Source organism: Aeromonas sp. HMWF017, assembly GCF_003061465.1.
Classification (GTDB): Bacteria; Pseudomonadota; Gammaproteobacteria; order Enterobacterales; family Aeromonadaceae; genus Aeromonas; species Aeromonas veronii.
In genome coordinates this window covers 1-24,976 of the sequence record NZ_QAJD01000006.1, presented here as the reverse complement: position 1 = coordinate 24,976, position 24,976 = coordinate 1, and the positions used below count along the sequence as shown (strand labels likewise).

Sequence of the window (24,976 nt, the reverse complement as noted above, 5' to 3'; positions counted from 1 at the left end):
TGGAGCGTTACGGAAAAGGCGTAAATATCAAAGCATGTTTGCATGAGGCGATGGGGCGCCCCATGCAACACGTAATTGGGACATAGCCAAAAAAATCGCCCCCCGCAGCACCGGTTTCGAGATGACAGCGCCAACCAAAACCGCCCATACTGAACAAGAACTCTCTCCCCCTCGACAAGGGACAACTCATGCGCACCTCCCTGCTGTTGCTACTGCTATCAACCCTCTCACTGCCGCTCTGGGCCGCCAACATTCTGGTGATCAGCAGCTACCATCCCGAATACCTGTGGGACCAAAGCTACAACAAAGGGCTGCTAGATGGCTTGCAGGGGGAGCACAAGATCACCCACTTCTATATGGACACCAAACGCCATCCACGGGAGAAGTTCGACGAAATCGCCCAGCAAGCCATCGCCTTTTATCTGAAAAGCAAACCGGATCTGGTGGTACTGGGGGATGACAACGCCATCAACTATCTGGCCAACGAGATCGCCTCGCTGGGCACCCCGGTGGTATTTCTTGGCATGAACGAGAATCCGCGCCTCAAGGGCTTTGTCGGCCACCCCAAGATCACCGGCGTGCTGGAGCGCCCCCTGCTCAAACGCAACATCAGCGAAATAAGTCAGATGATGGGGGGGCTCGACAAGGCACTGGTGCTGTTTGATTCCAGCAATGTGGCCCTCACCGCCATTGAGGATGAATTCAAGACCCAGACCGAGCTGCGAGTCGGCCAGACCCGGATCAACAGCCAGCTGATGGGGGATTACAGCCTCTGGCAGGAGGCAGTGCTCAACGCCAAGAAGAACGGCTATCAGGCAATCTTCCTCGGCCTCTACCACACGCTGGTCGATGACAATGGCAAGCATGTGAGCGAAAAGACGGTGCTGGAGTGGACCAGCGCCAACACGCCGGTGCCGCTCTTCTGTTTCTGGGAGTTTACCGTCGGCAAGGGGATGGCCATCGGCGGGTTGGTGCTGGACGGCCACGATCAGGGGATACAGGCAGCCAGCCTCATCAATACCATTCTGGCGGGCACCCTGCCCCGTACCATCTCCCCGCGCGCGGCCCTGCGCGGCGAATATGTCTTCAGCAAGAGCGAGCTGGCCCGCTGGCAGCTCACAGTGCCCGACAAATGGCGCCACAAGATCCTCTGGCGTGAGTGACCGCCGAAACAAAAAAGAGAACCCGGCCATGCCGGGCTCTCTTTTATCGGGTGCTGCGGTTAGCAGGCTAGGTGAGGGCTATCAGCCCTGCAGCGCCTGTTGCAGCTCCTCTTCGGTCCAGATGGTAATGCCGAGCTCCTGCGCCTTGGTCAGCTTGGAACCGGCCGCTTCCCCCGCGACCAGCACATCGGTCTTGGCAGATACCGAACCCGCCACCTTGGCTCCCAGCGCTTGCAGTGCCGCCTTGGCATCGTTGCGCGACAAGGTGGTCAGGGTGCCGGTCAGCACGAAGGTCTTGCCGGCAAAGGGTTGCTCCGCGGCCTCTTTCTTCTCGATGGCCGGCCAGTGGATGCCGGCAGCCAGCAAGGCTTCCAGCACCTCCACGTTGTGCGGCTGACGCAAGAAGTAGTAGACATGCTTGGCCACCACATCGCCCACGTCGGCCACTTCGAGCAGTTGATCCACCGAGGCTGCGCGCAGTGCATCAAGGGTGAGGAAGTGGTTGGCAAGGTTGAGCGCAGTCGCCTCCCCCACTTCGCGGATCCCCAGGGCAAACAGGAAGCGCGGCAGGGTGGTGCTGCGCGCCGCATCGATGGCGGCTACCAGATTGAGGGCCGATTTTTGCCCCATCCGCTCAAGACCGGCCAGCTGGATGGCATTGAGGCTGAACAGATCAGCGGGAGTCTTCACCAGCCCCTTGTCCACCAACTGCTCGACAATCTTGTCGCCAAGGCCATCCACATCCATGGCGCGACGGGCGGCGAAGTGCTTGATCGCCTCCTTGCGCTGCGCCTCGCAGAACAGGCCACCGGAGCAACGGGCAACCGCTTCCCCTTCCAACCGCTCCACCGCAGAGCCACAGACCGGACACTCGGTCGGGAAGCCGATCGCACGGGCATCGCTTGGGCGTTGCGCCTCCACCACGGCGACAATCTGCGGGATCACATCCCCCGCCCGGCGCACGATCACGGTATCGCCAATCATCACGCCGAGGCGCTCAATCTCGTCAGCATTGTGCAAGGTGGCGTTGGAGACGGTCACACCGCCGACAAACACCGGTTTAAGCTTGGCGACCGGGGTCACGGCGCCGGTGCGGCCGACCTGAAACTCGACGTTCTCGAGCTCTGTCATCTCTTCCTGCGCCGGGAACTTGTGGGCGGTCGCCCAGCGCGGGGCGCGGGCCACAAAGCCCAGCTCCTCTTGCAGGGCGATGGCATCCACCTTGTAGACCACGCCGTCGATCTCGTAAGGGAGCTCGCCACGGCGGGCCAGAATGTCGTCGTGGAACGCCTGACAACCGGCGGCCCCCTCTTTGAGCTTCACCTCTGGACTGAGCGGCAGCCCCCACTCCTTGAGCTGGGTCAGACGGCCAAAGTGGGAGTCGCCCAGTTGCTCGCCGCCAACACCGACACCGTAAGCGTAAAAGCTCAGGGGACGACTGGCGGTGATGCGTGAATCGAGTTGACGCAGGCTGCCGGCGGCGGCGTTACGCGGGTTGACGAACACCTTCTCGCCTGCGGCCAGTGCCTTGGCGTTCATCGCCTCGAAACCGGCCTTGGGCATAAAGACTTCGCCACGCACTTCCAACCGTTCGGGCCAACCAGAGCCCCGCAATGCGAGCGGAATGGCCTTGATGGTACGCACGTTCTCGGTGATCTCCTCACCGGTGGCGCCATCGCCCCGGGTGGCCGCCTGCACCAGCTGACCATTTACATAGAGCAAGCTCACCGCCAGACCATCGAGCTTGGGCTCGCAGCAGAAGGTGAAACGCACTTCACGCTTGAGGCGATCGCTCATCCGTTGTTCGAACGCCTGCAACTCTTCGCTGCTAAAGACGTTATCCAGACTCAGCATGGGGATCTCGTGGCGCACCTGTTTGAAGGCGGTCAGCGGCTGACCGCCGACCCGCACACTCGGCGAAGCCGGGGTTTTCAGCTCGGGGTGGTCAACCTCCAGTGCGATCAATTCGCGCATCAGACGGTCGTATTCGGCATCCGGCACTGTGGGGTTATCCAGCACATAGTACTGGTGACCATATTCGGTAAGCAGTTCACACAATTGACGGTGGCGGGAGAGGGTGTCGCTCATGAAAAAGTCTCGAAGTGTGATTGAACATCCGGCCGGGGTAGAAACAAAAATGCGGTACCTGGGTACCGCACTTTTTCTTCACTCGACCCGCATGGCGTATTAGTCGCGACTGGCCTCGTAGGCAGCCAGCTCGTGACGGTAACGGGCAATGGTCTCGTCGCTCAGCGGGCTGCGATCCATATCGGTCAGCATGGCATCGAGATCGCTGGCCAGCTGATCGGCAGCCTGCAGCATGTCCTCGAAAGCAAACGCGGCATTGCTGCGCAGCGGCAGTTGCATGAACAGGGAGACACCCGGCGTGGTGAACTGTTCCATCCGGTACGGATTGAAGGTGCCCGGCTTGACCATGTTGATCATGGAAAACAGCACTTCACCCTTGCCGTTGGGATCTTCGTGACGGTGGAAAATATCCATCTCGCCAAACTTGAAGCCCAGCGCCATCAGGGATGAGAGCAGGGTTGCACCTTGCAAGTCGTGACCCGGACGGCCCATCAGGTTGATGACATAGACATCCTGCCAGATCTTCTCGACCGGCTGGGGCGCCATGCGCGGCTCTTCCACCACAGGTGCAGGTGCCACATAGGCCGGCTCTTCATACACAGGCTCGGGAGCCACATGACGGGGCTGCGGCTGATATTCCGGCTCGGGAGCACGCACCGGTTCGGCACGCACGGTGTCGGCGGTACGGACTGTCTCTGCACGGGCACCAAAAGTCGGAGCGGTCGCGTAAGCGGGCTCGACCAGCGGCTCGTCATCCAGCGACTGCATCATGGGCTCGCGCTGGGGACGGGAACGGTAGACCGGGGTACGACGATTGACCTGAGCAGGTTTGCGCACCGGCGCGGCGGGCGCCTCGTCGATCTCCTCGGGCAGCGGCTCATCGAACGCTTCTTCCTCTTCATAGACAGGAGGTGGCGGAACCGGGCGGGCAGCAGGCTTGCGCACTACGGGCGGCGGCAGATCGTCCTCGTCATCTTCATCATCAAAGGCGGGGACGGCAGGGCGACGACCGAGTTCCGGCTGGCGGCTCTCTTCACTGCGCAGCTTGGGCTCGGCACGACGGCCACCACTGACCACACGTACCTGGCCGATGCCATCGCTGTCGAAGGCGTCGTTATCACGATCCCGCGACTTGGAGTCCATCCGTCCAATCGGTTTCTCTTTGATCGGTGCCTGACGATTCTTTTTGTTGCTCCACAACCCGTGAATGAGCAATGCCGCAATAGCAATACCGCCCAGGGCAACCAAGATGTAACGCAATTCCTGCATTAGCTGCTTCTCTTTCTAGTTTTGCTCAGCCAAAGCGACGGCTTCACCGATATCGACCGACACAATGCGAGAAACCCCGGGCTCTTGCATCGTGACGCCAACCAGCTGCTCAGCCATCTCCATGGAGACCTTATTATGACTGATGTAAACGAACTGTACTGTGCTCGACATCTCTTTGACAAGAGAACAGAAGCGACCGACGTTCACTTCATCGAGCGGTGCATCCACCTCATCCAGCAGACAAAAAGGTGCTGGGTTGAGTCTGAAGATGGCAAAAACCAGCGCAAGCGCGGTTAACGCCTTCTCCCCCCCGGAAAGCAGGGCAATGGTAGCATTCTTCTTACCCGGAGGTCTCGCCATGATGCTCACTCCGGCCTCCAAAAGATCATCGGAGGTGAGCTCAAGCCAGGCACTGCCCCCACCGAACACTTTTGGAAACAGGGATTTTAAATCTTCGTTGACCTTATCGAAAGTGTCCCGGAACCGTATTTGTGTCTCTTTATCAATTCTTTTAATGGCTTGGCTCAAGGTTTCCAGCGCTTGCTCGAGATCCTGGCACTGATTTTCAAGATAGGTTGCCCGGGTTTTCGCCTCTTCATACTCCTCCAGCGCAGCCAGGTTGATGGCGCCAAGTGCCTCCACTTGCGCCTCCAGGGTCTGGATCTCCTGGCGCAGCTTGCTCCGATCTGCGGCGATCAGCACCGCCTGATCGAGATCCACCAGTCGAACCCCCAACTCTTCGAACTGCTCGTGCAACCCCTGTCGACGGGTGAGGTTGCGTTCGCGCTCAAGACGCAGGGTTGCCAGCTTCTCTTGCAACGTCACCAACTGCTTGTGATCGGCACTTCTGGCCTGCTCCAGCTCACCGAGCTGGCGCTCCAGCTCCGCAAGCCGTTGATGGCAGGCGAGCTGCTGCGCCTCCAGATTGCGCTGCTCGGCCAGCAGGGGCGCCAGATCCGGCACTGCTTCACTATCCGGCCCTTTCAGCCCAGCCAGCTCCAGCCCGAGCCTCGCCAGCTCCTCCTCACCCAGGGTAATGAGTTGGCGCAGATTGCCCAACTCCAGTTGCAAACGCTGGCAGGTCGCTTGTTGCTGCTCGCGGCGCACACGGGCCTCGTCGACCGTCCGCTCGCTGCGGGTCAGCTGCTCCTGAGCGAGCTGCAACCCTTGTGTCAGGGGCTCCCCCTGTTCCTGCAACTCGGCAAGGCGCGCCTCATCGAGTTCCAGTTGTTCACTGGCGCTGGCCAGTCGCTCTGCCTCTTCGGCCTGCTCCTGATCGAGCCGGCTCAGCTCTTCGCCAAGCTGACCGAGCCGCTGCAACCGCTCCTGCCGCTGACCCTGTTGCAGGCTCCAGGCTTCGCGCAGTTGTTGCCATTTCTGCTCTTGCTCGCGCAAGGTTCGCTGCGACAACTCCTGCGCACTGGCAAGCTGGGCGCGCCGGGCATCGGCTGAGACAAGTTGCTCACTCAGCTGTGCCAGCCCCACGGCAACCCGCTCCTGCTCGGTATGCAACCGCTCACGCTCACCCAGCAGCGCCATGGTGCCGAGCGCCGCGCCTTGCCCCAGATCTGCCCAGTTTGGCCCCAGCCAGTCGCCAGCAGGAGTCAGTACCGACTCACCGGCCGCAAGGCTTGGCTGGCGGGCCAATGCGGCCTCCCGGCTCTCGACCAGCCAGATGGCATTGAGGAAGGCGGGAATATGCTCGCCGCCCAGTTGCGCCGCCAGCGTACCGGCAACCGCCGGTTGCGCCGGGCCAATCCAGAGCCCCTCTTGCGCCAGATCGCACTCGTCCGCCGGCGTTGCGGTGAGCCAGCGACCCAGCACTTTGTCGAGTGCCTGTGCCCATTCGGGAGCAACCTGCAGTCGGTCCGCCAGGGTCGCCCCTTCCATCTGCTCGCCGAGGATCTGATCCAGGGTCGCCAGCCGCGCCTCCAGCTCCCGTTGCAGGCTCAACTGCTGACCATGCTGCTGCTTGAGTTGTTCATGGGTGTCGACCGCCTGCGCCAGCTGCTCGGTCAGCTCACCATTGGCCGCCCGCGTCAGCTCCAGCTCACCACTCAGGGCATCGAGGGCCGGTTGCAGGTCATCGGCCTCAGCGCCGAGGGGTCCCGCGCGTTCATCTTCCAGTTTGAGGCGGGCCAGCCGGGTCTTGGCTTGCAGCTCCTGCAGGCCACCCAACCGGGTACGGGTCTGGTTGAGCTGCCCCTGCAACCCGGCCAACTGTTGTTGCCACTGCTGCTGGCGCAAGCGAGCCTGTTCCAGCTGCTCGCTGGCCTGCTGGCGGGCCTCCTGCTGCTCAGTGAGCAACTGCTCACACTGCTCCAGCCGGGCGCTCTCCTGCTCGGCGCGCAATACCCCTTCGGTCAGTTGATCCTGCTGGCTGGCAAGCTGCGCCTTGCGGGTGGCGATCCGCTCGCCCAGCGCCTCTGCACGGGCCTGCCAGTCGCGCCCCAGTTCACTCTGGTGCAGTTGCTGTTGTTCGAGGCGGGCGATGGCCTGCCCGCCGAGAAAAATCTGTTGCTGGCGGCTCGCCTGCTCGGCTTGCGCCTCTTGTCTGGAGACCGACAGAGTGACGTGGCGCCCCTCATCGGCGGTGCGCTTGGCATCGAGCGCCGCCAGCGCCTGCTCGGCCTGCGCCAGTTCGGTTTTGGCCTCGCCAAGGCGCGTCTCCAGCGCCCACAACTCGGAGCCAATCAGCTCGGCACGAGCAGCGCGCGAACGACTCTTGAGCTGTTTATAGCGCTCGGCCGTTTCGGCCTGGGCTTTGAGGTGGTCAAGGCGCGAACCCAGCTCGCCGCGAATATCGCCGAGGCGCTCCAGGTTCTCCTGGGTGTGGCGAATGCGCTGCTCGGTCTCGCGGCGCCGCTCCTTGTAGCGGGAGACCCCGGCGGCCTCTTCCATAAAGAGCTTGAGATCGGCCGGACGCGACTCCACCAGTCGGCTGACGGTGCCCTGTTCGATGATGGCGTAGCTGCGGGGGCCAAGACCGGTGCCGAGGAAGAGGTCGGTCACATCCTTGCGGCGGCACTTCTGGCCGTTGATCTGATAGTGGTTGGAGCCGTCGCGCAGCACTTCGCGGCGCACCGAGATCTCGGTAAAGCGGCCGAACTCGCCGGGCACCCGGTTATGGGGATTGTCGAACACCAGCTCGACCGAGGCGCGCCCGTGCGCACTGCGATTGATAGAGCCGTTGAAGATGACATCGGTCATGTTCTCACCGCGCAGATGGCGAGCGGAACTCTCCCCCAGCACCCAGCGCACCGCGTCGATGACGTTGGATTTGCCACAGCCATTGGGGCCCACCACGGCGGTCATGTCTGCCGACAGTTCGATGCGGGTCGGCTCGACGAACGACTTGAAGCCGGCGAGTTTGATCAGTTTCAGACGCATGGCGACCTGTATCAGTGGCTAAATAAAGAGGAGGCGGGCAGGTGACTTTACCAAATCCAGACCCGGCTTTGTTTGTAATATGCAGGCATCATCCCCATTCAATGCCCGATTTTCAGTCGCCACGGCACGAAATAAGGAATAGGCGGCGACTTTACCAAATCAAAGGCTTGTTTGTAATATGCTGGCAGTTCTCCCATGCATAGATGGAGCTCACATGAGCCAATCACCCCATATGGTCAAAGATTCAATCAGCGGTGCAGACTATTTCCTGCGCGGGTTTTCCCTCATTCGCCAGCCGGGCATCCGCACCTTTGTGCTGATCCCCCTGCTGGTCAACTTCGTGCTGTTTGCCGGGGCCTTCTATGCCCTGCTGCTGCAACTGGACGGCCTGTTCGCCTGGCTCCATCAGCAGATCCCCGCCTGGCTCGACTGGCTGGACTACCTGCTGTGGCCCATCGCCCTCATCACCATTCTGGTGGTCTTCTCCTTTATCTTCAGCTCGGTTGCCAACTGGGTAGCCGCCCCCTTCAACGGCCTGCTGGCGGAGAAGGTGGAGCAGATCCTCACCGGCCAGCCCGCCAATGACAGCGGTATGCTGGATATCGTCAAGGATGTGCCACGCACCTTCGGCCGCGAATGGACCAAGCTGAAGTATTACCTGCCCAAGGCCATCGGCTGCCTGATCCTGTTCCTGATCCCTGTGGTGGGCCAGACCCTGGCGCCTGTGCTCTGGTTCCTGTTCAGCGCCTGGATGATGGCGATCCAGTATGTGGATTATCCGTTCGACAACCACAAGATCGACTTCATCACCATGCGCGATGCCTTGAAGCAGCGCCGCGGCAAGTGTCTGAGCTTCGGCGCTTTGGTGACCCTCTTCTCCGCCATTCCGGTGGTGAACCTCTTCGTGATGCCGGTCGCCATCTGTGGTGCCACCGCCATGTGGGTCGATCACTACCGGCAGGAGCAGCTGGGGCGCTAACCCTTGAACATTGATTAGAAAAAGGCACCCGAAACGGTGCCTTTTTCGCATTTAGCATGAATTAAATTAATGCATGCACTCGATAGCTTGTCCCATATGACACGAGTTGGTAGGATTCTGGCCTTTCTCGTTCCCTGGGATATCTCATGTTACATGCACTCTTCTTGGTGGGCCTGGTGGCCGAAGGGATGACCGGCGCGCTGGCCGCTGGTCGGCGACGGATGGATCTGTTTGGTGTGGTGATCATCGCCTCGGCGACGGCCATCGGTGGTGGCACCATTCGCGATGTGCTGCTCGGCCACTATCCGCTGCTCTGGATTGAGCATCCGGAATATGTGCTGCTGGTTGCTGCAGCCGCGATGGCGGGTGTGGTCTCTGCCCCCCTGATGCGCTATCTCGGCAAGCTGTTCATGGCCCTTGATGCCCTGGGACTGGTGGTCTTCTCCATCTTCGGTGCAGCCCGGGCGCTGGATATGGGCCACGGCGCCGGTATTGCCTGCATCATGGCGGTGGTGACCGGGGTCTTTGGCGGTGTGCTGCGGGATCTGCTCTGCCAGCGCATTCCGCTGGTGTTTCGTCGCGAGCTCTATGCGGCCATTTCGCTGATCACCGCGGCGCTTTACTGTCTGGCGCTGGATCAGGGCTTGCCCACCAACTGGGCCGCGTTCGGTTCCATCGGGATCGGCTTTGTACTGCGGCTGCTGGCGGTACGTTTCAAGTGGGGACTGCCCACCTTCAACTACCAGTACGCGACCCACTGAGTACGCCAGCTTCTGGCGAAGCGGGTTGGATTACGAACAACAAAAAAAGCGCCCGAGTGGCGCTTTTTTCATGGACGTTCTGCGACTCAGTTAATCCCTTCCGAGCTGAAGAAGGTCGCCTTGTCGGCGATAAAGCGGATCTTGATGTTCTTCCCTTCTCCGCCCCAGAGGCAGCTGGTGGTGCCCAAGGCATCATCACAACGCTCCGCCTTGCCCAGAATGGTGCTGGCCTCGGCGTAACTCATCCCCATCTTCAACTGGTCGTAATTTTCACGGTTGAGCTTGCTGCAACCGGTCAACAACAGGGCGATCAGGCCGCCAATCACTATCTTTTTCATCGCTATCTCCTCTCTGGTGGGAAGAGCTTGGCAGCTTGCCATCCCCTTTACCAGCTGCGCACCGGGCCGGTATCGAGGTGAACGAAGTTATCACGGGGATAGTAACCAACCCCACCCACCTTGAGCTGGAGCGCCGCCTTGCGCAGATGGGCCAGCTGTACGCCGGGGATCCGCACATCCACCGCCTGTCCCAGGGTGTGGTAGCTGTGCTTGGCCACACCGCGGCTCTTGTGACGCTTCTGACGATTGGTCGCAGGGGCGCGATAGCCGGAGATCAGCTGGATTTCACTGCGCCGACCCAGCTTGTGCTGCAACAGAAACAGCTGATCAAACAGCTTCTTGTCGATGTTGAACACTTCGTTGCGCCGGTAATCGCGGAAGATGTGGTTGAGCTCGGCCAACCCGTCGCTCAGATAGTGGCCGTTCTCCCAATAGCTGGCGCGCACCCGCTCGCCGGTATTGAGATTGAAGAAACTGAGTTCACGCCCGGTGGTACTGCGGCTGGCCAGTGCAGGGAAGGAGATCAGCGAGCTGCCCAACAGGCAACCGGCTCCCAGCAACAGGCGACGTCGACTTATCTCTTGTTCCAGCATAAGGGGTTCGTCCATCGCAGATTCAAGCGAAAATAGTTGAATAAGATCACTGATTGAATGTGATACAGGCGCTTGAAACTACCCTCCGGCGGGGCGCCCTGTCAAACCTCAATCGCCCATAGAAAAGCCCGGCACAGGCCGGGCTTTTCACTCTGTGGCAGGGATCACAGCAGGCGGCTCTGGAAGCTGACCCGATCAAATCCGTAGATGTCGTTGCGCAGTTGCTGGCGACCATTTTCGTCGATCCAGCTGCTCCAGTAGACGGTAAAGACCGGGATCGGCGTGGTGAGCGGCAACCATTTGGTCTGGCTCTCCTTGAGGATATTGGCCACCTTGTCCGGCTGATAGCGGGAATCTGCCAGCAACAGCTCGGCCAGATCGTCCGCATGTTCCACCCGGATGCAGCCCGAACTGAAGGCGCGCGCCCCCTGCTCGAACAGCGCCTTGCGCGGGGTGGAGTGCAGATAGATGGCGTCATTGTTGGGCAGGTAGAACTTGTAGCGCCCCAGGGCATTGTGATCCCCCGGCTTTTGCCGCAGGCGATAGGGGAAACCGGCGGCCAGCGCCTGATGCCACCCCTCTTCGGTGAACTGGACCGGATTGCCCTCGCTGTCGATCACCTCGAACTGCTCGCGACTCAGATAGGCGGGATCGCGGCCCAGCTTGGGCAGGATGTCCTTGCTCAGGATGGAGCGCGGCACATGCCAGGAGGGATTGAGCACGATGGAGCGAATTTCACTGGCCAGAATGGGGGTGGCCCGCTGCTCCTTGCCGACGATAACCCGGCTGGTAAACACCTCGTTGCCGGACTCCACCACGCTCAGGCGGTAGTCGGGAATATTGACCAGCACGTAGCGGCCACCGGAGAGCTGATCCACCAGATCGCGACGCCACAGGTTGCGCAGCAGCAGGCTGGCGCGTACTTGCGGGCCGGTATTGAGCCAGGAGCGGGTCTGACGACCGATAATGCCGTCCGCGGTGAGACCATGACGACGCTGGAACTGCTTGATGGCCTGCTCGGTATCACCATCGTAAATCTGATCACCATGGCTCGGGGCGCTGTCGCCCAGCTCGTTGAGCATGGCGCGGATTTGGCCGAGCTCGGCGGCGCTCTCTCCGGCACGCAGGGTTGGCATATCGAGGGTCGGCCACTTGCTGGCCATCGGCATCGCCAGCAGCTTGTGCACTTTGGCCCGCACCGCCTCGTATTCTGCCACCTGGGGGCGCAGGGATTTCACCTGGGTGAGCAGGTCATCATCGCTGGGCTGGGTCACCACAGGGCGGTTCAAATCGAGCTTGAGAGTCTTCATCTGCTCGCGCGAGACCAGATCCATCCCCCGCCAGGCGTGCTGGAAACGGCTCAGCTTGGTAAAAATGTCGTCATAGATGGCGCCACGCTTGTCTGCAGGGGTGGCCTGCAGGCGCTTCCACAGCGTGAAAAAATCGGGATGCAGCTGGGCAAGCACAGCCTCTTGCAACTGCTGCTCCAGCTCGACACGGGCCTGTTCGGCCTGACGGCCCTGATACCAGTCGTGTCCGGTTTCACTGGCCGCCACCACAACTTGTGCTTCGGTCGCATGTACCGCGCCAGCAGGCAAACATCCCAGCCACACCAGATTGGCAAGGGCCAGCCAATACTTCATCCCCATGGGTACCTCAAAACGGTTTGTTCACTCTGTCGGGCCTGACAAGCAGACCCGATGCTCAGGCCGCTCATGATGCGTGAACGGCCAATACTTTGCTAGCGCCCGGGGGCATAACGCTGCCAGATAATGTCATACGCATCTGTCTCCTTGAACCGCGCCAACGCCTGATTGAATTGTTGCAAGAACTGCGGCGAAAAGCTGCGCTTGCCCAACATAAAGAAGCTCGGCGATTCAGATACCACCATGGGGTGACTGGTGAACAGACCGCTCATCCCCTCCTTGTTAAGAGCGCTGGGGGTAGCCAGCATGTCACCAAGGAAACCGTCGATCCGCCCGCGGGCCAGCTTCTCAAAATTTTGCTGGTCGCTCACCGCACTCACCTGTTTGGCATAGCGAGCGAGCAGCGACATCACTTCCTCACCATAGAAGTACTCTTTGGTAACGCCGAGGGAGTAACCACTGGCCAGCCAGCTCGTCAGATCCTGTTCGGGATAGTGGCTGCCCTTGCGGATCCACAGCAAGGTGCGACCCGGGTTGTAGGAGTCGGAAAACCAGGCATAACGAGCGCGCTCATCATTGATATTCGCCTCCATCGCCATGTCTATCTCGCCATGCTCCATTTCGTGCAGTACCCGCTTCCAGGGCAGCTCCACATAGTTGACCTTGCAGTGCATGGAAGTGAGCACAGCCGTCAGCACCTCGGCGGCATAACCGCGCACCTCTTGCGGTGAGTCGGCTTCGTAATAATGGTAGGGGGGCCAGTTATCGTAACCGACCTGAATGGGCTCGGGACACAGGGCCTTGGCCAAGGCCATTGGCGCCCATAATCCAAGCAGCAGACAGCAAGAGATCCACTTCATATGTCATCCTTGACGAATAGGTGAGTCATCATAAATCGCCCCCTGCAAAATGGCGATAGAGGCCAGATGACTATCGCATCCGCTAGAAAATGACGCAGCAAAGCGCTTCTATTTGCCAATTGCCCTGCCGGAGCGCCACTGGCAACCGGCGCCCCGCCAGACCTGTTTTACCGGGAAACAGCAACGTTTGGAACAGGGGTAAAAAGGGGTTAATATGTGACCAAATATTTTTTTGTGATCCACTATGCTTTTTTTGCAATTGGATTAGCATATGCGCGACATCGGCCTACCCATTCTGTCAGGCATAGAGAGTGATATGACGTACAAAAAGTTCGGTTTTTTGACTGCCATTCTGGCGTTAAGCGGTTTTTATCTTTACACCCTCTATCTGGCTGCTCACCCCAACGTGAGCCTGGCCTACAAACTCTATTATCTGGAAGGCAAAACCCGCTTCTGGGAACACAACTCCAGCATGACCTATCAGCCTGGTAACGAGCTCAATCTGACCAAGCCGAGCCGCTTTCTCTCCAGCGAAGGCTGGGCCAAGAAGCCGAGCGATGAAGGTACCCTGCTCAGCGGTCAGGGAGGTCTCTACTTTGTGCTGCCCAAGCAGGCAGCCAATCCGGATCAGCTTACCGTACAGGCTCGCATCAACAGCCCGGAAGCCGGTGCACTGTTGAAAGTGGCGCTGGGTCACGACTTCACCACCACGGTGAAACTGGCCAAGGCGGGTATCAACGAAATCCGTCTCAGTCTGCCCGGTGACTCGCTCACGGCAGATCCCAAGCGCCCCAATTTTCTGGCGCTCTCGGCACCGACCCCCATCAATGTGCAGTCGGTACGTTTGACCGTAGCCCAGTGATCCTTGCCCCGAATACCATTTTATAAAAACAACTATCCCAAATAAGGACGTTCTTATGTCGCATCCAGATTTTCGACTCTCTCTGGTCGTTCCCGTTTACAACGAGGAAGAGAGCATCGATGCCTTCATCAACGCGATAGACAACGAACTGGCCCCGCTGAAAGACCAGCTTGAAATTGTATTCGTCAACGATGGCAGCCGTGACCGCACCCGTGAAGTGGTCGAACAGGCCATCGCCCGTGACCCGCGCGTGACCCTGGTCAACCTGGCGCGTAACTTCGGTAAAGAGGCGGCCCTGACCGCCGGTCTGCATCAGGCCAAAGGGGATGCCATCGTGCCGATGGACGTGGATCTGCAAGACCCGCCCGCCCTGATCCTGGAATTCGTCAAACTGTGGCAGACCGGTGACTATGACACCGTCTACGGCATCCGCGTCGATCGCAGCGCCGATACCCCGATGAAACGCGTGACGGCCGGTGGCTTCTACCGCTTCTTCAACGCCCTCTCCACCAGCACCAAGCTGCCGGAGAACGCCGGTGACTTCCGCCTGATCGACCGTCGCGTGGTCGAGGCGATCAAGCTGCTGCCGGAGCGCAACCGCTTCATGAAGGGTCTGTTTGCCTGGGCCGGTTTCCGTGCCGTTGGCGTCCCCTACGAGCGCCCGGCCCGTCACGCCGGTGAAACCAAGTTCAACTACTGGAAACTGTGGAACTTCGCCCTCGACGGTCTGCTCAGCTTCTCCAGCTGGCCGCTGCGGGTCTGGAGCTATGTGGGTGTTGGCGTCTCCTTCGTCGCCTTCCTCTACATCCTCAAGATCGTGACCCAAGTGGTCTTCTTCGGCATCGACGTGCCCGGTTACGCCTCCCTGATGTCCGTAGTGCTGTTCCTCGGTGGTATCCAGCTGCTGTCGCTCGGCATCATCGGCGAATACATCGGCCGCATGTTCGTGGAAGTGAAACAGCGCCCGGTCTACCTCATTGAAGGGGTCTATGGCCAGTATGCCAAGCAGGATGCGGCCAAACCGCAGAGCGCTGACAACCACCCGCAAGAGCAGCAGGAGCAAGCGCCTCAATGATCTCCCGCGAGGAATTCTGGCGGCTGGTACGTTTCGGTTTTGTCGGCGGGGGGGCAACCCTCGTCGACCTTGGCACCTCCATCGCACTGTTTCATACCTGGCCCACCATCTCGGAGCACCTGGTTACCACGCTGGCTTTTGCCATCGCGTTCTGGTTCTCCTTCTTTGGTCACCGCTACATCACCTTCCAGAAGCAGGGAGCCGCCAGCAAGTTTCTGCTGGTCGCCCTCTTCTCGCTGGCGGTGCGTAACCTGATCCTGAGCGGCCTGCTGTTTGCGGGGCTCTCCGGTCTGCTGCCGGTGGTCATCGCCACCCTGACCGTTACCGTCCTCACTTACGTTCTCTCTCGCGTCTGGGTTTTTGCCTGATGAATGATATGACCAATACTGCCCCGCTAACCGGGGCTGCACTCCCCTATCGCCCGTCACTGCGCATCAGCGGCCGTGACTGGCTGATGATCATCGCCGCCTTCATGCTGAGTCGGATAGCGCTGTATGGCATGGGCTACTTCGGTGTCCAGCTCTATGGCTCCCCCGACATCGGCCCGCTGCAGGCCTATTGCCAGTTCGACTGCGTCTGGTTCCAGCGCATCATCGAGAACGGCTACGACCTCTACCCCCGCTGGCTGAGCAAGGGCAATGCGGCCAACTGGGCCTTTATGCCGCTCTATCCGATGGTCTCCGGTGCCATCTCCAACCTGTTCAATGTCGAGAGCCTGATCGGCCTCATCATTGTGGCCAACGCCTCCTTCTTCGCCAGCCTGCCGCTGATGCTGCTGGTGCTGCGTCAGCTCAAACTGGGTGACGATACCGCCCGCTTCGGCGTATGGCTGCTCGCCTTCTCCCCCTTCTCCGCCTACTTCGTCTCCGGCTATACCGAGTCGACCTTTATGGCGCTGATGCTGGGGATGTTCCTGTTCGCCTATCGGGAGCAGTGGCTGATGGTGGCTGTGCTGGGGGTCTGTATCTCCGCAACCCGCAACCTGGGGGTGATGATGGTCTTCCCGGTGCTGATCCTGGCGCTGCAGGCCTACGGCTGGCGGGAATTTTTCCGCTTTACCGAGTGCGCCTTCAAGGTGGTCTTCACCCTCTGGATGATCCCGTTTGGCCTGTTCGCCTACATGGTCTACCTCTATCATCTGACCGGCGATGCCTTTGCCTTCAAGCACATTCAGGTGGCGTGGGGTCGCTACATGGACAGCCCGCTGGACTGGTGGCTGAGCGGTTTCGAGCTGGGCGGCCGCAAGGCTTACCTCTCCATCATGGTGATCTTCGGCTGGTGCCTGAACGGCTACCTGTTCAGCCAGAAACGCTGGGCGGAAGCGACCCTGATGTTCATCTGCTGCACCATCCCGCTGATGACCGGCCTCAACGCCATGCCACGCTATATGTTCGGGCTCTACCCGACCCTGCTGGCCATCATTCTGCTGACCCATCGCTGGCCAGCCATCCGCCCGGCGGTGCTCTGCATCAGCGGCATGGTGGCCTCCTTCATCGCGGTGGCCTTCGTCAACTTCAAGTTCTTCACCGTCTGATGTGACGACAATGCCTGATACACCAAATGCCGGTCACCTGACCGGCATTTTTTATGGCCGCTATTTTTATCGACAGAGATTCCCACCACCTCCCTGTCACACTTTCCTCGGCTTGAAAACGTAACCATTTGAACTGATGTCACAAATCGGCATTTTGCCGATCCAAGGCGCGCTTTGCTGCTCCTAGAATGGGCCCTTGTCCGAACTGCCCTGCTCAAGGAATGGCTTATGCGTCGTGCTCATTACTTATCCCCTCTCTGGCTCGCCCTGCTGGCCGCCCCTCTGTTCACCCAACAGGCGATGGCCGCCCCCGAAGTTCGCCTCTATGTGGATGGTCAACCGGTAGCGGCCCCGATCGCGCTGGACAAGGGCACGGTGGAGCTGACCCATCCCCTTGCCAAGGGGAGCCACCAGATCCGCATCAGCGACGCAGGCAACAGTTGCGGCACCAGCTTTGGCCCGAGCGAGAGCAAGCCGCTTCCCTTCGGCACCGCCCAGCCCATGGACAAATGCAGCAAGGATCACAGCTTTACCCTGCGGGTGATGTTGGCCGGGGAGTATCAGTTCACCTTCAACCCGGATACCCCCAGCCTCAAGGTGCTGCGGGCGACCAAGAAGAGCGAGTTCAAACGCCAGCCGCCAGAGGAGCCCTGCATCAGCTGGGATGGCGGCCCGGTCACTGTGTCGCTCAAAGGGGTCTGGCCCGACGGCACCCGACTGAGGGATGCCTACTCGAAACAGGAGGCGGTGGTCAAACAGGGCAAGCTGACCCTGACCCCGAGCAAAGAGAGCGGCGGCCTGCTGCTGCTCGAGGCGGTCAAGGCGGCCAAGCCAGCACCGTTCAGCTGGGATCAGGCGAGCGTCTATTTCCTGCTGACCGATCGCTTCCACAACGGCGACCCGGCCAACGACCACAGCTTCGGCCGCCAGAAGGATGGTCAGGATGAGGTAGCCACTTGGCATGGCGGTGACTTCAAGGGGCTGACCGAGAAGCTCGACTACATCAAGAGCCTCGGCATGAACGCCATCTGGATCACCCCCATGGTGGAGCAGGTTCACGGCTTCATTGGTGGCGGCGAGCAGGGCAATTTTCCTTTCTACGCCTACCACGGCTACTGGGCGCTCGACTTCACCAAGATTGACCCCAACTACGGCGATGAAGAGAGCCTGAAAACCCTGGTGGACGAGGCCCACAAGCGCGGCATGCGGATCATCCTCGACGTGGTGATGAACCACGCCGGTTACGCCACCCTCGCCGATCTGCAAGATCTGTGGCTCACCGATCTCACCCAGAACACAGCCAAGCTGCCGACCGTCTGGAACCAGTGGCGCCCGAGCGGCGGCCTTAACTGGCATGGCTACAACCAGTTCATCGACTATCGATCACCCGCGTGGAACAAGTGGTGGAGTGGTGACTGGGTGCGCGCCGGTCTGCCCGGCTACCCGCAGCCAGGCACCGACGATGTCACCGGCTCGGTGGCGGGGCTGCCGGACTTTCTGACCGAATCGGCCAAACCGGTAGGGCTGCCGCCGTTGCTGGCGGCGAAAAAAGATACCCTCGCCAAGGCGCTGCCCGACGCTACCGTGAGTGACTATCTCATCGCCTGGCACACCGACTGGGTGCGCCGCTTTGGTATCGACGGCTTCCGCGCCGACACAGTCAAGCATCTGGAGCCCGAAGTGTGGGCCAAGCTCAAGCAGGCGGGCACCGCTGCGCTCAAGGAGTGGAAGACCAACAACCCGGGCAAGGCCCTCGACGCTCTGCCCTTCTACATGGTGGGCGAGGTGTGGGATCACGGGGTGGCCAAGGATTTCTGGTATCAGAACGGTTTCGATTCCCTGATCAACTTCGACTATCAGCGCGAGTTCGCACTGTCACAGGCCCAGTGCATGGCCAGCGCCGAGCCCACCTATGCCAGCTACGCCAGCCGTATCAATCAGGATCCCGAGTTCAACGTGCTGAGCTACATCAGCTCCCACGACACCAAGCTGTTCTTTGGCGACTATCAGGATGTGCCGCTACAGCGCCGGGTCGCCAACAGCTTTATGCTGCTGCCAGGCGGCATCCAGCTCTACTACGGCGACGAGTCCGGCCGCGGGCTGGCCAAGGATGGCGGGGTGTTCGATCAAGGCTTGCGCTCGGATATGAACTGGCAGGAGCTGGCCAGCGGAGACAAGGCTGAGCTGGTCAAGCACTGGCAGCAACTGGGCCAGTTCCGCGCCGCCCATCCGGCCATTGCGGCAGGCAGCCACCAGAAACTCTCGGATGCACCCTACGCCTTCGTACGGGAGAAGGGGGATGACAAGGTGGTGGTGGTCTTTGCCGGTCGGCAGAAGTAACTCTTGAGCCACATTGACCAGCAGCAGAGAGGGGAGCCACTGGCTCCCCTCTCTCGTTTATCTATCTACCAAGGCTCACTGTGACAGGCGCGCCGCCACCGGCCACTGCAACCGCGCCTTGAGCAGGGTCTCCTGCCACAGAGGCCAAGAGAGCAGCGCCTGCTGATAGGCTCCGGCCTGACCGGGCAACAGGATGCCGTAGCTGGCCAGCCGATAGGCCATCACCACATAGAAGGCATCGACAATGCCCGCCTCGCCAAAGTAGAAGGGGCCCCGCGCCTGCGACCAGATCTCCTGCAAACGGGCCAGCTCACCGACCGCCTCCACCGGGGGATCGATACGGGTTGGCGCCCCAAGAAAGAAGGGGAGCAGAGAACGGATCTGCCGAAATCCCGCGTGTAGCTCGGCGCAGAGACTGCGAGCCTGCGCCCGCTCGGCCAGCGAAACGGAATAGAGCTGGCGGTCGGGACAGAGCTCGTGAACATATTCGGCGATGGCCAGCGAGTCGTGAACCCGCACGCCATCGTGTTCGAGCCAGGGCACCAGACCGGCCGGTGCCAGCCGCTTGAGCCGCGCCAGCGACTTGGCATCCTCCAGATCGAACACCTGCTCCTGCCACGTCAGCCCGCTCATGGCGAGCACCAGTGCCGCCCGCATCGCCCAGGTGGAGCCGGTGCCCACCGCCAATACCAAGGATCCCATCTGTTGCCTCCTGCATGAGTTGCCTGCGACCGGCCTGTCTGCCCTTGATGGCAAAACATCCGATGGTCGCTTCACATTTGCGCACCGGCGGGTTTGACCCTCTTGGTGAGCGATGCTAGTTTGATTTTTCAAAACAATCAGTTAGCAACAATGTGAGCCATTAACCGAAATATGGACAGCCAATTTACCATCGTCATCGCAGATGACCACCCCCTGTTTCGGGGCGCCCTTTACCAAGCGGTGCACATGGCCATCAACGACGCTCAATTGCTGGAAGCGGACTCCATCGACAGCCTGACCAGCCTGCTCGGCGAGCACCCCGAGGTCGACCTGTTGCTGCTCGATCTCAAGATGCCCGGAGCCAATGGCTTCGAGGGGCTGGCCCACCTGCGCGGCCAGTATCCCGACCTGCCCATCGTGGTGGTCTCCGCCTCGGAAGATGCGGCCATCATCCAACAGGTGTTGCGCCTTGGCGCACTCGGCTTCATCCCCAAATCGGCGCCAATGAAGGAGCTGGTCAACGCCCTCAATACGGTGATCGGGGGGGATAACTGGGTGCCGGAAGGCATCTCGCTTCATCCCGAATCGGAAGACGGCCCCGATTTCGCCAGCAAGCTGGCCAGCCTCACCCCCCAGCAGTACAAGGTGCTGATCATGCTGCGCGATGGCAGCCTGAACAAACAGATCGCCTGGGAGCTCAACGTCTCAGAGGCCACCATCAAGGCCCATATCACCGCCATCTTCAGAAAACTGGGGGTCAAGAACCGCACTCAGGCGGTTATCGCCCTGCAACAGCTCGATATCAAGGAAAGCTGAACCCCGCGCGCTGTGACACGCGCGAGACGACATAGCCAGCCATGCTGGCTATTTGTTGCTCGACAATTAGCACGATCGTACTTTATGCTGCCAGCGCCAACGAGGAGAGAGTGATGAGCAAGGGGCGCCTGACCCGGGAAACCATTTTGCAGACTGCCTTTGAGCAGGCGAGCCAGCAAGGGCTGGAGAGCCTGACCATCGGCTCACTGGCCAGCGCCTGCGAGATGTCCAAAAGCGGCCTGTTTGCCCACTTTCAATCCCGCGACAATCTGCAGATCGCCGTGCTGGAGTACGCCGCCGAAGTGTTTCGGCTGCGGGTGATCCAGCCGGTACGCCAGCAGGAGTACCAGAGCCAGCACGACAAGCTGATCGCCCTGCTGCGCGCCTGGCAGGCGTGGAACCACTGCTTTGCCGGACGCTGCATGTTCCTCGACGCTTGGACCTCGGCACAGGATGGCCATGAGCAAGATAGCCCTGTGCAGCAAGCCGCCCGACAACTGGTGCGCTTCTGGCTCGATTATCTGGCCCGTCAGGTGGTGCAGGGTCAAGCCGCAGGCGAGTGGCGACGGGAGATGGATCCCTGGCGCGCCGTTTACCGCCTCTATGGCCTCTATCTGGCGGATCAGGTGTTCAACGATCTCGAACTGTGTCAGGATCCGGCCCGCCACTTCTGGCCCGAAGTGGACGCTCTGCTGAGCAGCTGGCGCTGATGTTTTGGCATCCGTTCAACACGAACTTTTAAAAACCGACAAAAAAGCACGACCGTTCGCACATAAAAACTACAGGATGACCATGAGCAGCAAGATCTACTTCAACACCCGCCGCTTCAGCCCGAGCAAATGGCTGCTGGGGATCGGCACCCGGTTGCACCACAGACTCGCCCCCAGCCATGCCAAGCGCACCGCCAGCAAGTTGTTGCTCACCCCCCAGCGCAACCAGCGGAATGGCCACGAGCCAGCGGGCCTGGTGAAGCAGGCCGTCCATACCAGCGAAGGGGTATTGATGAGCTATCGGCTCGGTCAGGGGCCGCTGTGGCTACTGATGCACGGCTGGTCCGGCAGCGCCAGCCAGTTCTATCCGCTGATGAGCCATATCGCCGCGCAGGGTTTCACCGCCATTGCCTACGATCATCCGGCCCACGGCCAGAGCGCAGGCAATACTGGCCACCTGCCCCGTTTCGTGCGCGCCTTCGACGAGCTGGCGACCAAGCTGGCCAGCGAAGTAGGCCCGCTGCACGGGATCATCGCCCACAGCATGGGGGGCGCCGTCACCCTCTCCAGCCGTCAGCCGGGTATCGATACCCTGCCGCTGCTGTTGATTTCACCGGTACTCGACTATGTGCCCCAGCTCTACGGCATGGTGGCGCGCTCCGGCTACTCCATCCGGCTGTTCGATGCGGTGGTCAAGGAGATTGAGCAAGAGTACCAGCATCCCTTGAGCACGGTCGATCCGCTGGGTCGCCTAGCCAGTCGCAGCGGCGCGGCGATAATCGTGCATGACGAGGAGGACAGATTTGCCCCACACGGCGATTCCTTGCGGGCCAGTCAGGATGGTCATACCCGGCTGGTGAGCACCCGGGGACTGGGCCATGGTCGCATCCTCGCCAGCGCCCCGGTATTCGCCGCCTTCGATCAGCTGGCTCGGCCGGAAAATCCTCACCGGGCTCTTTGACCGGGGCCATGAAAAAAACGGGCCAGCGCCCGTTTTTATATTTGATACAGCGCCTTATAGTTAATTTGTCAGTGGGAACATTCTTGTCAGGACACAATAAGGCGCCAGCATATGGCCAGACCCAATACAGCGTTGTTGCTCACCGGTGGCGGTGCTCGCGCCGCCTATCAGGTCGGCGCCCTCAAGGCGATTGCGGAGCTCTACCCGCGCAATCTCGGCATCCCTTTTCCCATCCTGTGTGGCACTTCGGCGGGGGCCATCAATGTCACTGCGCTGGCCTGCTACGCCTCCTGCTTCCATCTGGGGGTGCGCAAGCTGGAGTGGGTATGGCGCCGCTTCGAGACTCACCACATCTTCGATTTTCACCCCGGCCGACTACTGTGGCGGCTGATGTACGAAGGGTCGGCGGGGCTGATCAATCCCCACACCAACCACGCCTTTCACCTCTTTGACAACGCGCCGCTGCACCGCCTGCTGGATCAACTCATCGACTATCACCGCATCGATGACAACATCCTCTACGGCAGTCTGGAGGCGCTGGCCATCACGGCGTCGGATTACGATGACGGTCTCTCCACCACCTTCTTTCAGGGGCGGGCCGACCACCATCCGTGGGAGCGGGCCAGACGGCGCGGGGTACGCACCGTGCTTACATCTGAGCATCTGCTCGCCTCCTCGGCGCTCCCCTTCGTCTTTCCGGCCACCCGGATCGGCGAGAAGTTCTACGGCGACGGATCCATCCACCAGCTGAGCCCGCTCAGCCCCGCCATCCATCTGGGTGCGGAGCGGATCCTGCTGATCACCCTGGATCCGCCGGCGCACTCGGCGCCGACCCATCATCACGGCCATCTCACCAGCTCCAATATCGCCAGCCATCTGCTCGATACGGTCTTTACCGACACCCTCAACTCCGATCTGGAGCGGCTATGGCGCATCAACCAGACTCTGGATCTTATCCCTGAGCGGGAGCGCAATCGCCTCAAGCTGAAACGGGTGGAGACCTGCGTGCTAAAACCGAGTCAGGATCTCGACACCATCGCACTGGCCTACCTGCGCAAACTACCGCTAAAGTTGCGCCGCCTGTTGCGGGTGCTGGGCGTGAAGGGGGATGAGACCAGCAGTCTGGCCAGCTTTTTGATGTTCTATCCGGGTTATTGTCAGCAGCTGATCAAGCTGGGCTATCAGGACACCCTGAGGGAGCGGGAGCGGGTCGTCGCCTTCCTCGATATCGAAGGGCTACCAAAAGAGCGGGAATAAAGGGCGCGGCCGATGAGTACGAGGGTACTCAGCGCCCCTCCAGCAAACGCTGCTCCGCCTGCTCCATCGCCACCACGGTACCAAACAGGATCAGCCGGTCACCAGCCGCCAGCACCAGCTCGGGTCTGGGCTCCAGACTCTGATCGCCGCGCTGCACCTCCTTGATCCGCACCTCATCAAGTGGCAGCTCGCGCACTTCACGGCCTACCGCCCACGCCTGATCGTGCAGCAAAAGCGGATGGAGGCGTTCGAGCAGCTGATCCGCCTCCAGATTGCTGGCGCTTTGATCCCCCCAGTAGAAGCCGTGCAGGAAGCGATACTGGCTGCTGCGCTCCAGCTCCATCCGGCGGATCACCCGACCGATGGGGATATCGCAATTGAGCAGCAGGTGAGAGACCAGCATCAGGGCCCCCTCCTGGGATTCGGGGATCACCTCGAAGGCCCCCGCCTGCTTGTACTGCTCCAGAAAGCTGTCATCCCGGGTGCGCACCAGCACCTTGAGATCCCCCGCCAGTTCGCGGATCAGCGCCAGCATCGCCTCCACCCGCTTGCGGTCATCGAAGGTGATGATCACCAGCCGTGCCCGCAGCAGACCGGCGGCCAGTAGAATATCGCGGCGGCTGGCATCGCCGAAGGCCACCTGCTCCCCCGCCAGCTTGGCCTCGCTCACCCGCTCGGGGTCAAGATCGAGGGCCAGAAAGGGGATCTCCTCGATCTTGAGAAAGCGGGCACAGGTCTGCCCGGCCCGGCCAAACCCGGCGATGATGACATGCTGGTTTTTGCTCAGGCCCGACTGTGCCACCTCGGAGCGGGTCAGCAGCGCCGGATCGGTGAGGCTGCGGGCCAGCGAATGGGCCTGGGTCACCAGCCAGGGGGTCATGGCGATGGAGATGATGCCGATGCCGATCAGCAGGGAGACCAGTTGCTGATCCAGCAAGCCGTGGTGCAGCGCCAGTGCCAGCAACACAAAGCCAAACTCTCCCACCTGACTCAGCATGATACCGGCGGCCATGCTGTCGCGCTTGCGCTCCCCCATCAGCCGCCCGGCCAGCAGCACCAGCAGGGATTTGCACAGCACCAGCAACACCACGCAGATCAGCACCTGCCACCATGCCCGCGCCACCAGCTCCCAATCCATGGCCATGCCGATGGTGATAAAGAAGAGCCCCATCAGCACATCTCGAAAGGGCTTGATGTCTACCTCAAGCTGATGACGGTAGTGGGACTCCCCCAGCATCATCCCCGCCAGAAACGCCCCCAGCGCCATCGACAGCCCCAGCGAATGGGTCATGTAGGCGGCCAGCAGCGCCACCAGCAGGGCGCTCAGCACAAACAGCTCGTCGGAGCGGGCCCGCGCCACCTCGTGAAACAGCAGCGGCAGCAACCACTTGCCCACCGCCAGCAGAGTGAAGAGAGCAAACAGCCCCTTGAGGGTGGCCCAGACGATCTCGGCGGCCAGGGCGCTCCCCTGCACTTCCGGCTGGGCGAGGATAGGGATCATCACCAGCAGGGGCACCACCGCCAGATCCTGAAACAGCAGCACGCTCACCCCCAGCTGGGCGCGGCGGGTATGGAGCTGCTTCTGCTCGCCGAGCTGCTTGATCACCACAGCCGTCGAGGAGAGTGCCAACG

Annotated in this window: 21 protein-coding genes; 12 read left to right on the top strand and 9 right to left on the bottom strand. The window is 60.8% G+C overall.

Annotated elements, in window-relative coordinates; all coding sequences use genetic code 11:
• The first annotated feature begins 188 nt into the window (after positions 1 to 188).
• Positions 189 to 1,163, top strand: a complete 975-nt coding sequence (locus DBR30_RS01170; RefSeq protein ID WP_005338444.1) for an ABC transporter substrate-binding protein — start codon at positions 189 to 191, stop codon at positions 1,161 to 1,163.
• 81 nt (positions 1,164 to 1,244) lie between these two features.
• Here DBR30_RS01170 and ligA read toward each other — a convergent pair whose 3' ends face one another.
• From ligA to DBR30_RS01155, 3 genes are all read right to left on the bottom strand, one after another.
• Positions 1,245 to 3,251 carry an NAD-dependent DNA ligase LigA gene (gene ligA / locus DBR30_RS01165; protein ID WP_108542395.1) on the bottom strand — a complete coding sequence of 669 codons (2,007 nt, stop codon included), beginning with the start codon at positions 3,249 to 3,251 and terminating at the stop codon, positions 1,245 to 1,247.
• Positions 3,252 to 3,350: 99 nt separating this feature from the next.
• A complete protein-coding gene (zipA, locus tag DBR30_RS01160) occupies positions 3,351 to 4,520 on the bottom strand; it encodes a cell division protein ZipA (RefSeq protein WP_040066671.1) in 1,170 nt (389 codons plus the stop codon).
• A 15-nt stretch (positions 4,521 to 4,535) separates the two neighbouring features.
• Positions 4,536 to 7,910, bottom strand: coding sequence for an AAA family ATPase (locus DBR30_RS01155; protein ID WP_108588150.1), 3,375 nt, complete (start codon positions 7,908 to 7,910; stop codon positions 4,536 to 4,538).
• Between the two features lie 214 nt (positions 7,911 to 8,124).
• On the opposite strand from DBR30_RS01155, the gene cysZ reads away from it, so the two are divergent.
• Positions 8,125 to 8,889: a sulfate transporter CysZ gene (gene cysZ, locus DBR30_RS01150; RefSeq protein WP_005338455.1), complete on the top strand. Its 765-nt coding sequence runs from the start codon at positions 8,125 to 8,127 to the stop codon at positions 8,887 to 8,889.
• A gap of 146 nt (positions 8,890 to 9,035) precedes the next feature.
• Positions 9,036 to 9,650: a trimeric intracellular cation channel family protein gene (locus DBR30_RS01145; RefSeq protein WP_005338456.1), complete on the top strand. Its 615-nt coding sequence runs from the start codon at positions 9,036 to 9,038 to the stop codon at positions 9,648 to 9,650.
• Positions 9,651 to 9,736: 86 nt separating this feature from the next.
• On the opposite strand, the gene DBR30_RS01140 is transcribed toward DBR30_RS01145, so the two are convergent.
• The 4 genes from DBR30_RS01140 to DBR30_RS01125 form a co-directional block, all read right to left on the bottom strand.
• On the bottom strand, positions 9,737 to 9,988 hold the full coding sequence (locus tag DBR30_RS01140) for a lipoprotein (RefSeq protein WP_005338457.1): 252 nt from the start codon (positions 9,986 to 9,988) through the stop codon (positions 9,737 to 9,739).
• 47 nt (positions 9,989 to 10,035) lie between these two features.
• Entirely contained in the window at positions 10,036 to 10,581 is a 546-nt protein-coding gene (locus tag DBR30_RS01135; RefSeq protein WP_005338458.1) for a DUF882 domain-containing protein, read from the bottom strand.
• 164 nt (positions 10,582 to 10,745) lie between these two features.
• The gene (locus DBR30_RS01130; protein ID WP_108540631.1) at positions 10,746 to 12,230 is read right to left on the bottom strand and encodes a L,D-transpeptidase family protein; all 1,485 of its coding nucleotides are present in this window, start codon (positions 12,228 to 12,230) and stop codon (positions 10,746 to 10,748) included.
• Positions 12,231 to 12,322: 92 nt separating this feature from the next.
• A complete protein-coding gene (locus DBR30_RS01125) occupies positions 12,323 to 13,087 on the bottom strand; it encodes a substrate-binding periplasmic protein (protein ID WP_108540633.1) in 765 nt (254 codons plus the stop codon).
• A 316-nt stretch (positions 13,088 to 13,403) separates the two neighbouring features.
• On the opposite strand from DBR30_RS01125, the gene DBR30_RS01120 reads away from it, so the two are divergent.
• From DBR30_RS01120 to DBR30_RS01100, 5 genes are all read left to right on the top strand, one after another.
• Entirely contained in the window at positions 13,404 to 13,949 is a 546-nt protein-coding gene (locus DBR30_RS01120; protein WP_041202288.1) for a hypothetical protein, read from the top strand.
• A gap of 55 nt (positions 13,950 to 14,004) precedes the next feature.
• Positions 14,005 to 15,024 (top strand): glycosyltransferase family 2 protein, encoded by a 1,020-nt coding sequence (locus tag DBR30_RS01115; protein WP_075114161.1) that lies wholly within the window; start codon positions 14,005 to 14,007, stop codon positions 15,022 to 15,024.
• Entirely contained in the window at positions 15,021 to 15,392 is a 372-nt protein-coding gene (locus tag DBR30_RS01110; RefSeq protein ID WP_005338463.1) for a GtrA family protein, read from the top strand. Before DBR30_RS01115 ends, DBR30_RS01110 begins: the two co-directional genes overlap by 4 nt.
• Positions 15,392 to 16,558, top strand: coding sequence for a hypothetical protein (locus DBR30_RS01105; RefSeq protein WP_108540635.1), 1,167 nt, complete (start codon positions 15,392 to 15,394; stop codon positions 16,556 to 16,558). Before DBR30_RS01110 ends, DBR30_RS01105 begins: the two co-directional genes overlap by 1 nt.
• Positions 16,559 to 16,786: 228 nt before the next feature.
• Entirely contained in the window at positions 16,787 to 18,898 is a 2,112-nt protein-coding gene (locus tag DBR30_RS01100) for an alpha-amylase (protein WP_108540638.1), read from the top strand.
• Between the two features lie 75 nt (positions 18,899 to 18,973).
• Here the strand turns inward: DBR30_RS01100 and DBR30_RS01095 are convergent, their stop codons facing one another.
• Positions 18,974 to 19,600, bottom strand: coding sequence for a glutathione S-transferase (locus DBR30_RS01095; RefSeq protein ID WP_108540641.1), 627 nt, complete (start codon positions 19,598 to 19,600; stop codon positions 18,974 to 18,976).
• 171 nt (positions 19,601 to 19,771) lie between these two features.
• Between DBR30_RS01095 and DBR30_RS01090 the strand changes: the two genes are divergently transcribed.
• From DBR30_RS01090 to DBR30_RS01075, 4 genes are all read left to right on the top strand, one after another.
• Complete coding sequence (locus DBR30_RS01090; protein ID WP_108540644.1) at positions 19,772 to 20,416, top strand: response regulator; 645 nt, start codon at positions 19,772 to 19,774, stop codon at positions 20,414 to 20,416.
• Between the two features lie 113 nt (positions 20,417 to 20,529).
• Positions 20,530 to 21,126 (top strand): TetR/AcrR family transcriptional regulator, encoded by a 597-nt coding sequence (locus DBR30_RS01085; protein ID WP_108540646.1) that lies wholly within the window; start codon positions 20,530 to 20,532, stop codon positions 21,124 to 21,126.
• Positions 21,127 to 21,208: 82 nt separating this feature from the next.
• Entirely contained in the window at positions 21,209 to 22,087 is an 879-nt protein-coding gene (locus DBR30_RS01080) for an alpha/beta hydrolase (protein ID WP_108540649.1), read from the top strand.
• Positions 22,088 to 22,198: 111 nt separating this feature from the next.
• Complete coding sequence (locus DBR30_RS01075; RefSeq protein ID WP_005347843.1) at positions 22,199 to 23,344, top strand: patatin-like phospholipase family protein; 1,146 nt, start codon at positions 22,199 to 22,201, stop codon at positions 23,342 to 23,344.
• Positions 23,345 to 23,372: 28 nt separating this feature from the next.
• Here the strand turns inward: DBR30_RS01075 and DBR30_RS01070 are convergent.
• Positions 23,373 to 24,976 (bottom strand): monovalent cation:proton antiporter family protein (locus DBR30_RS01070; protein ID WP_108540651.1); only part of this gene is annotated, 1,604 nt, incomplete at its 5' end.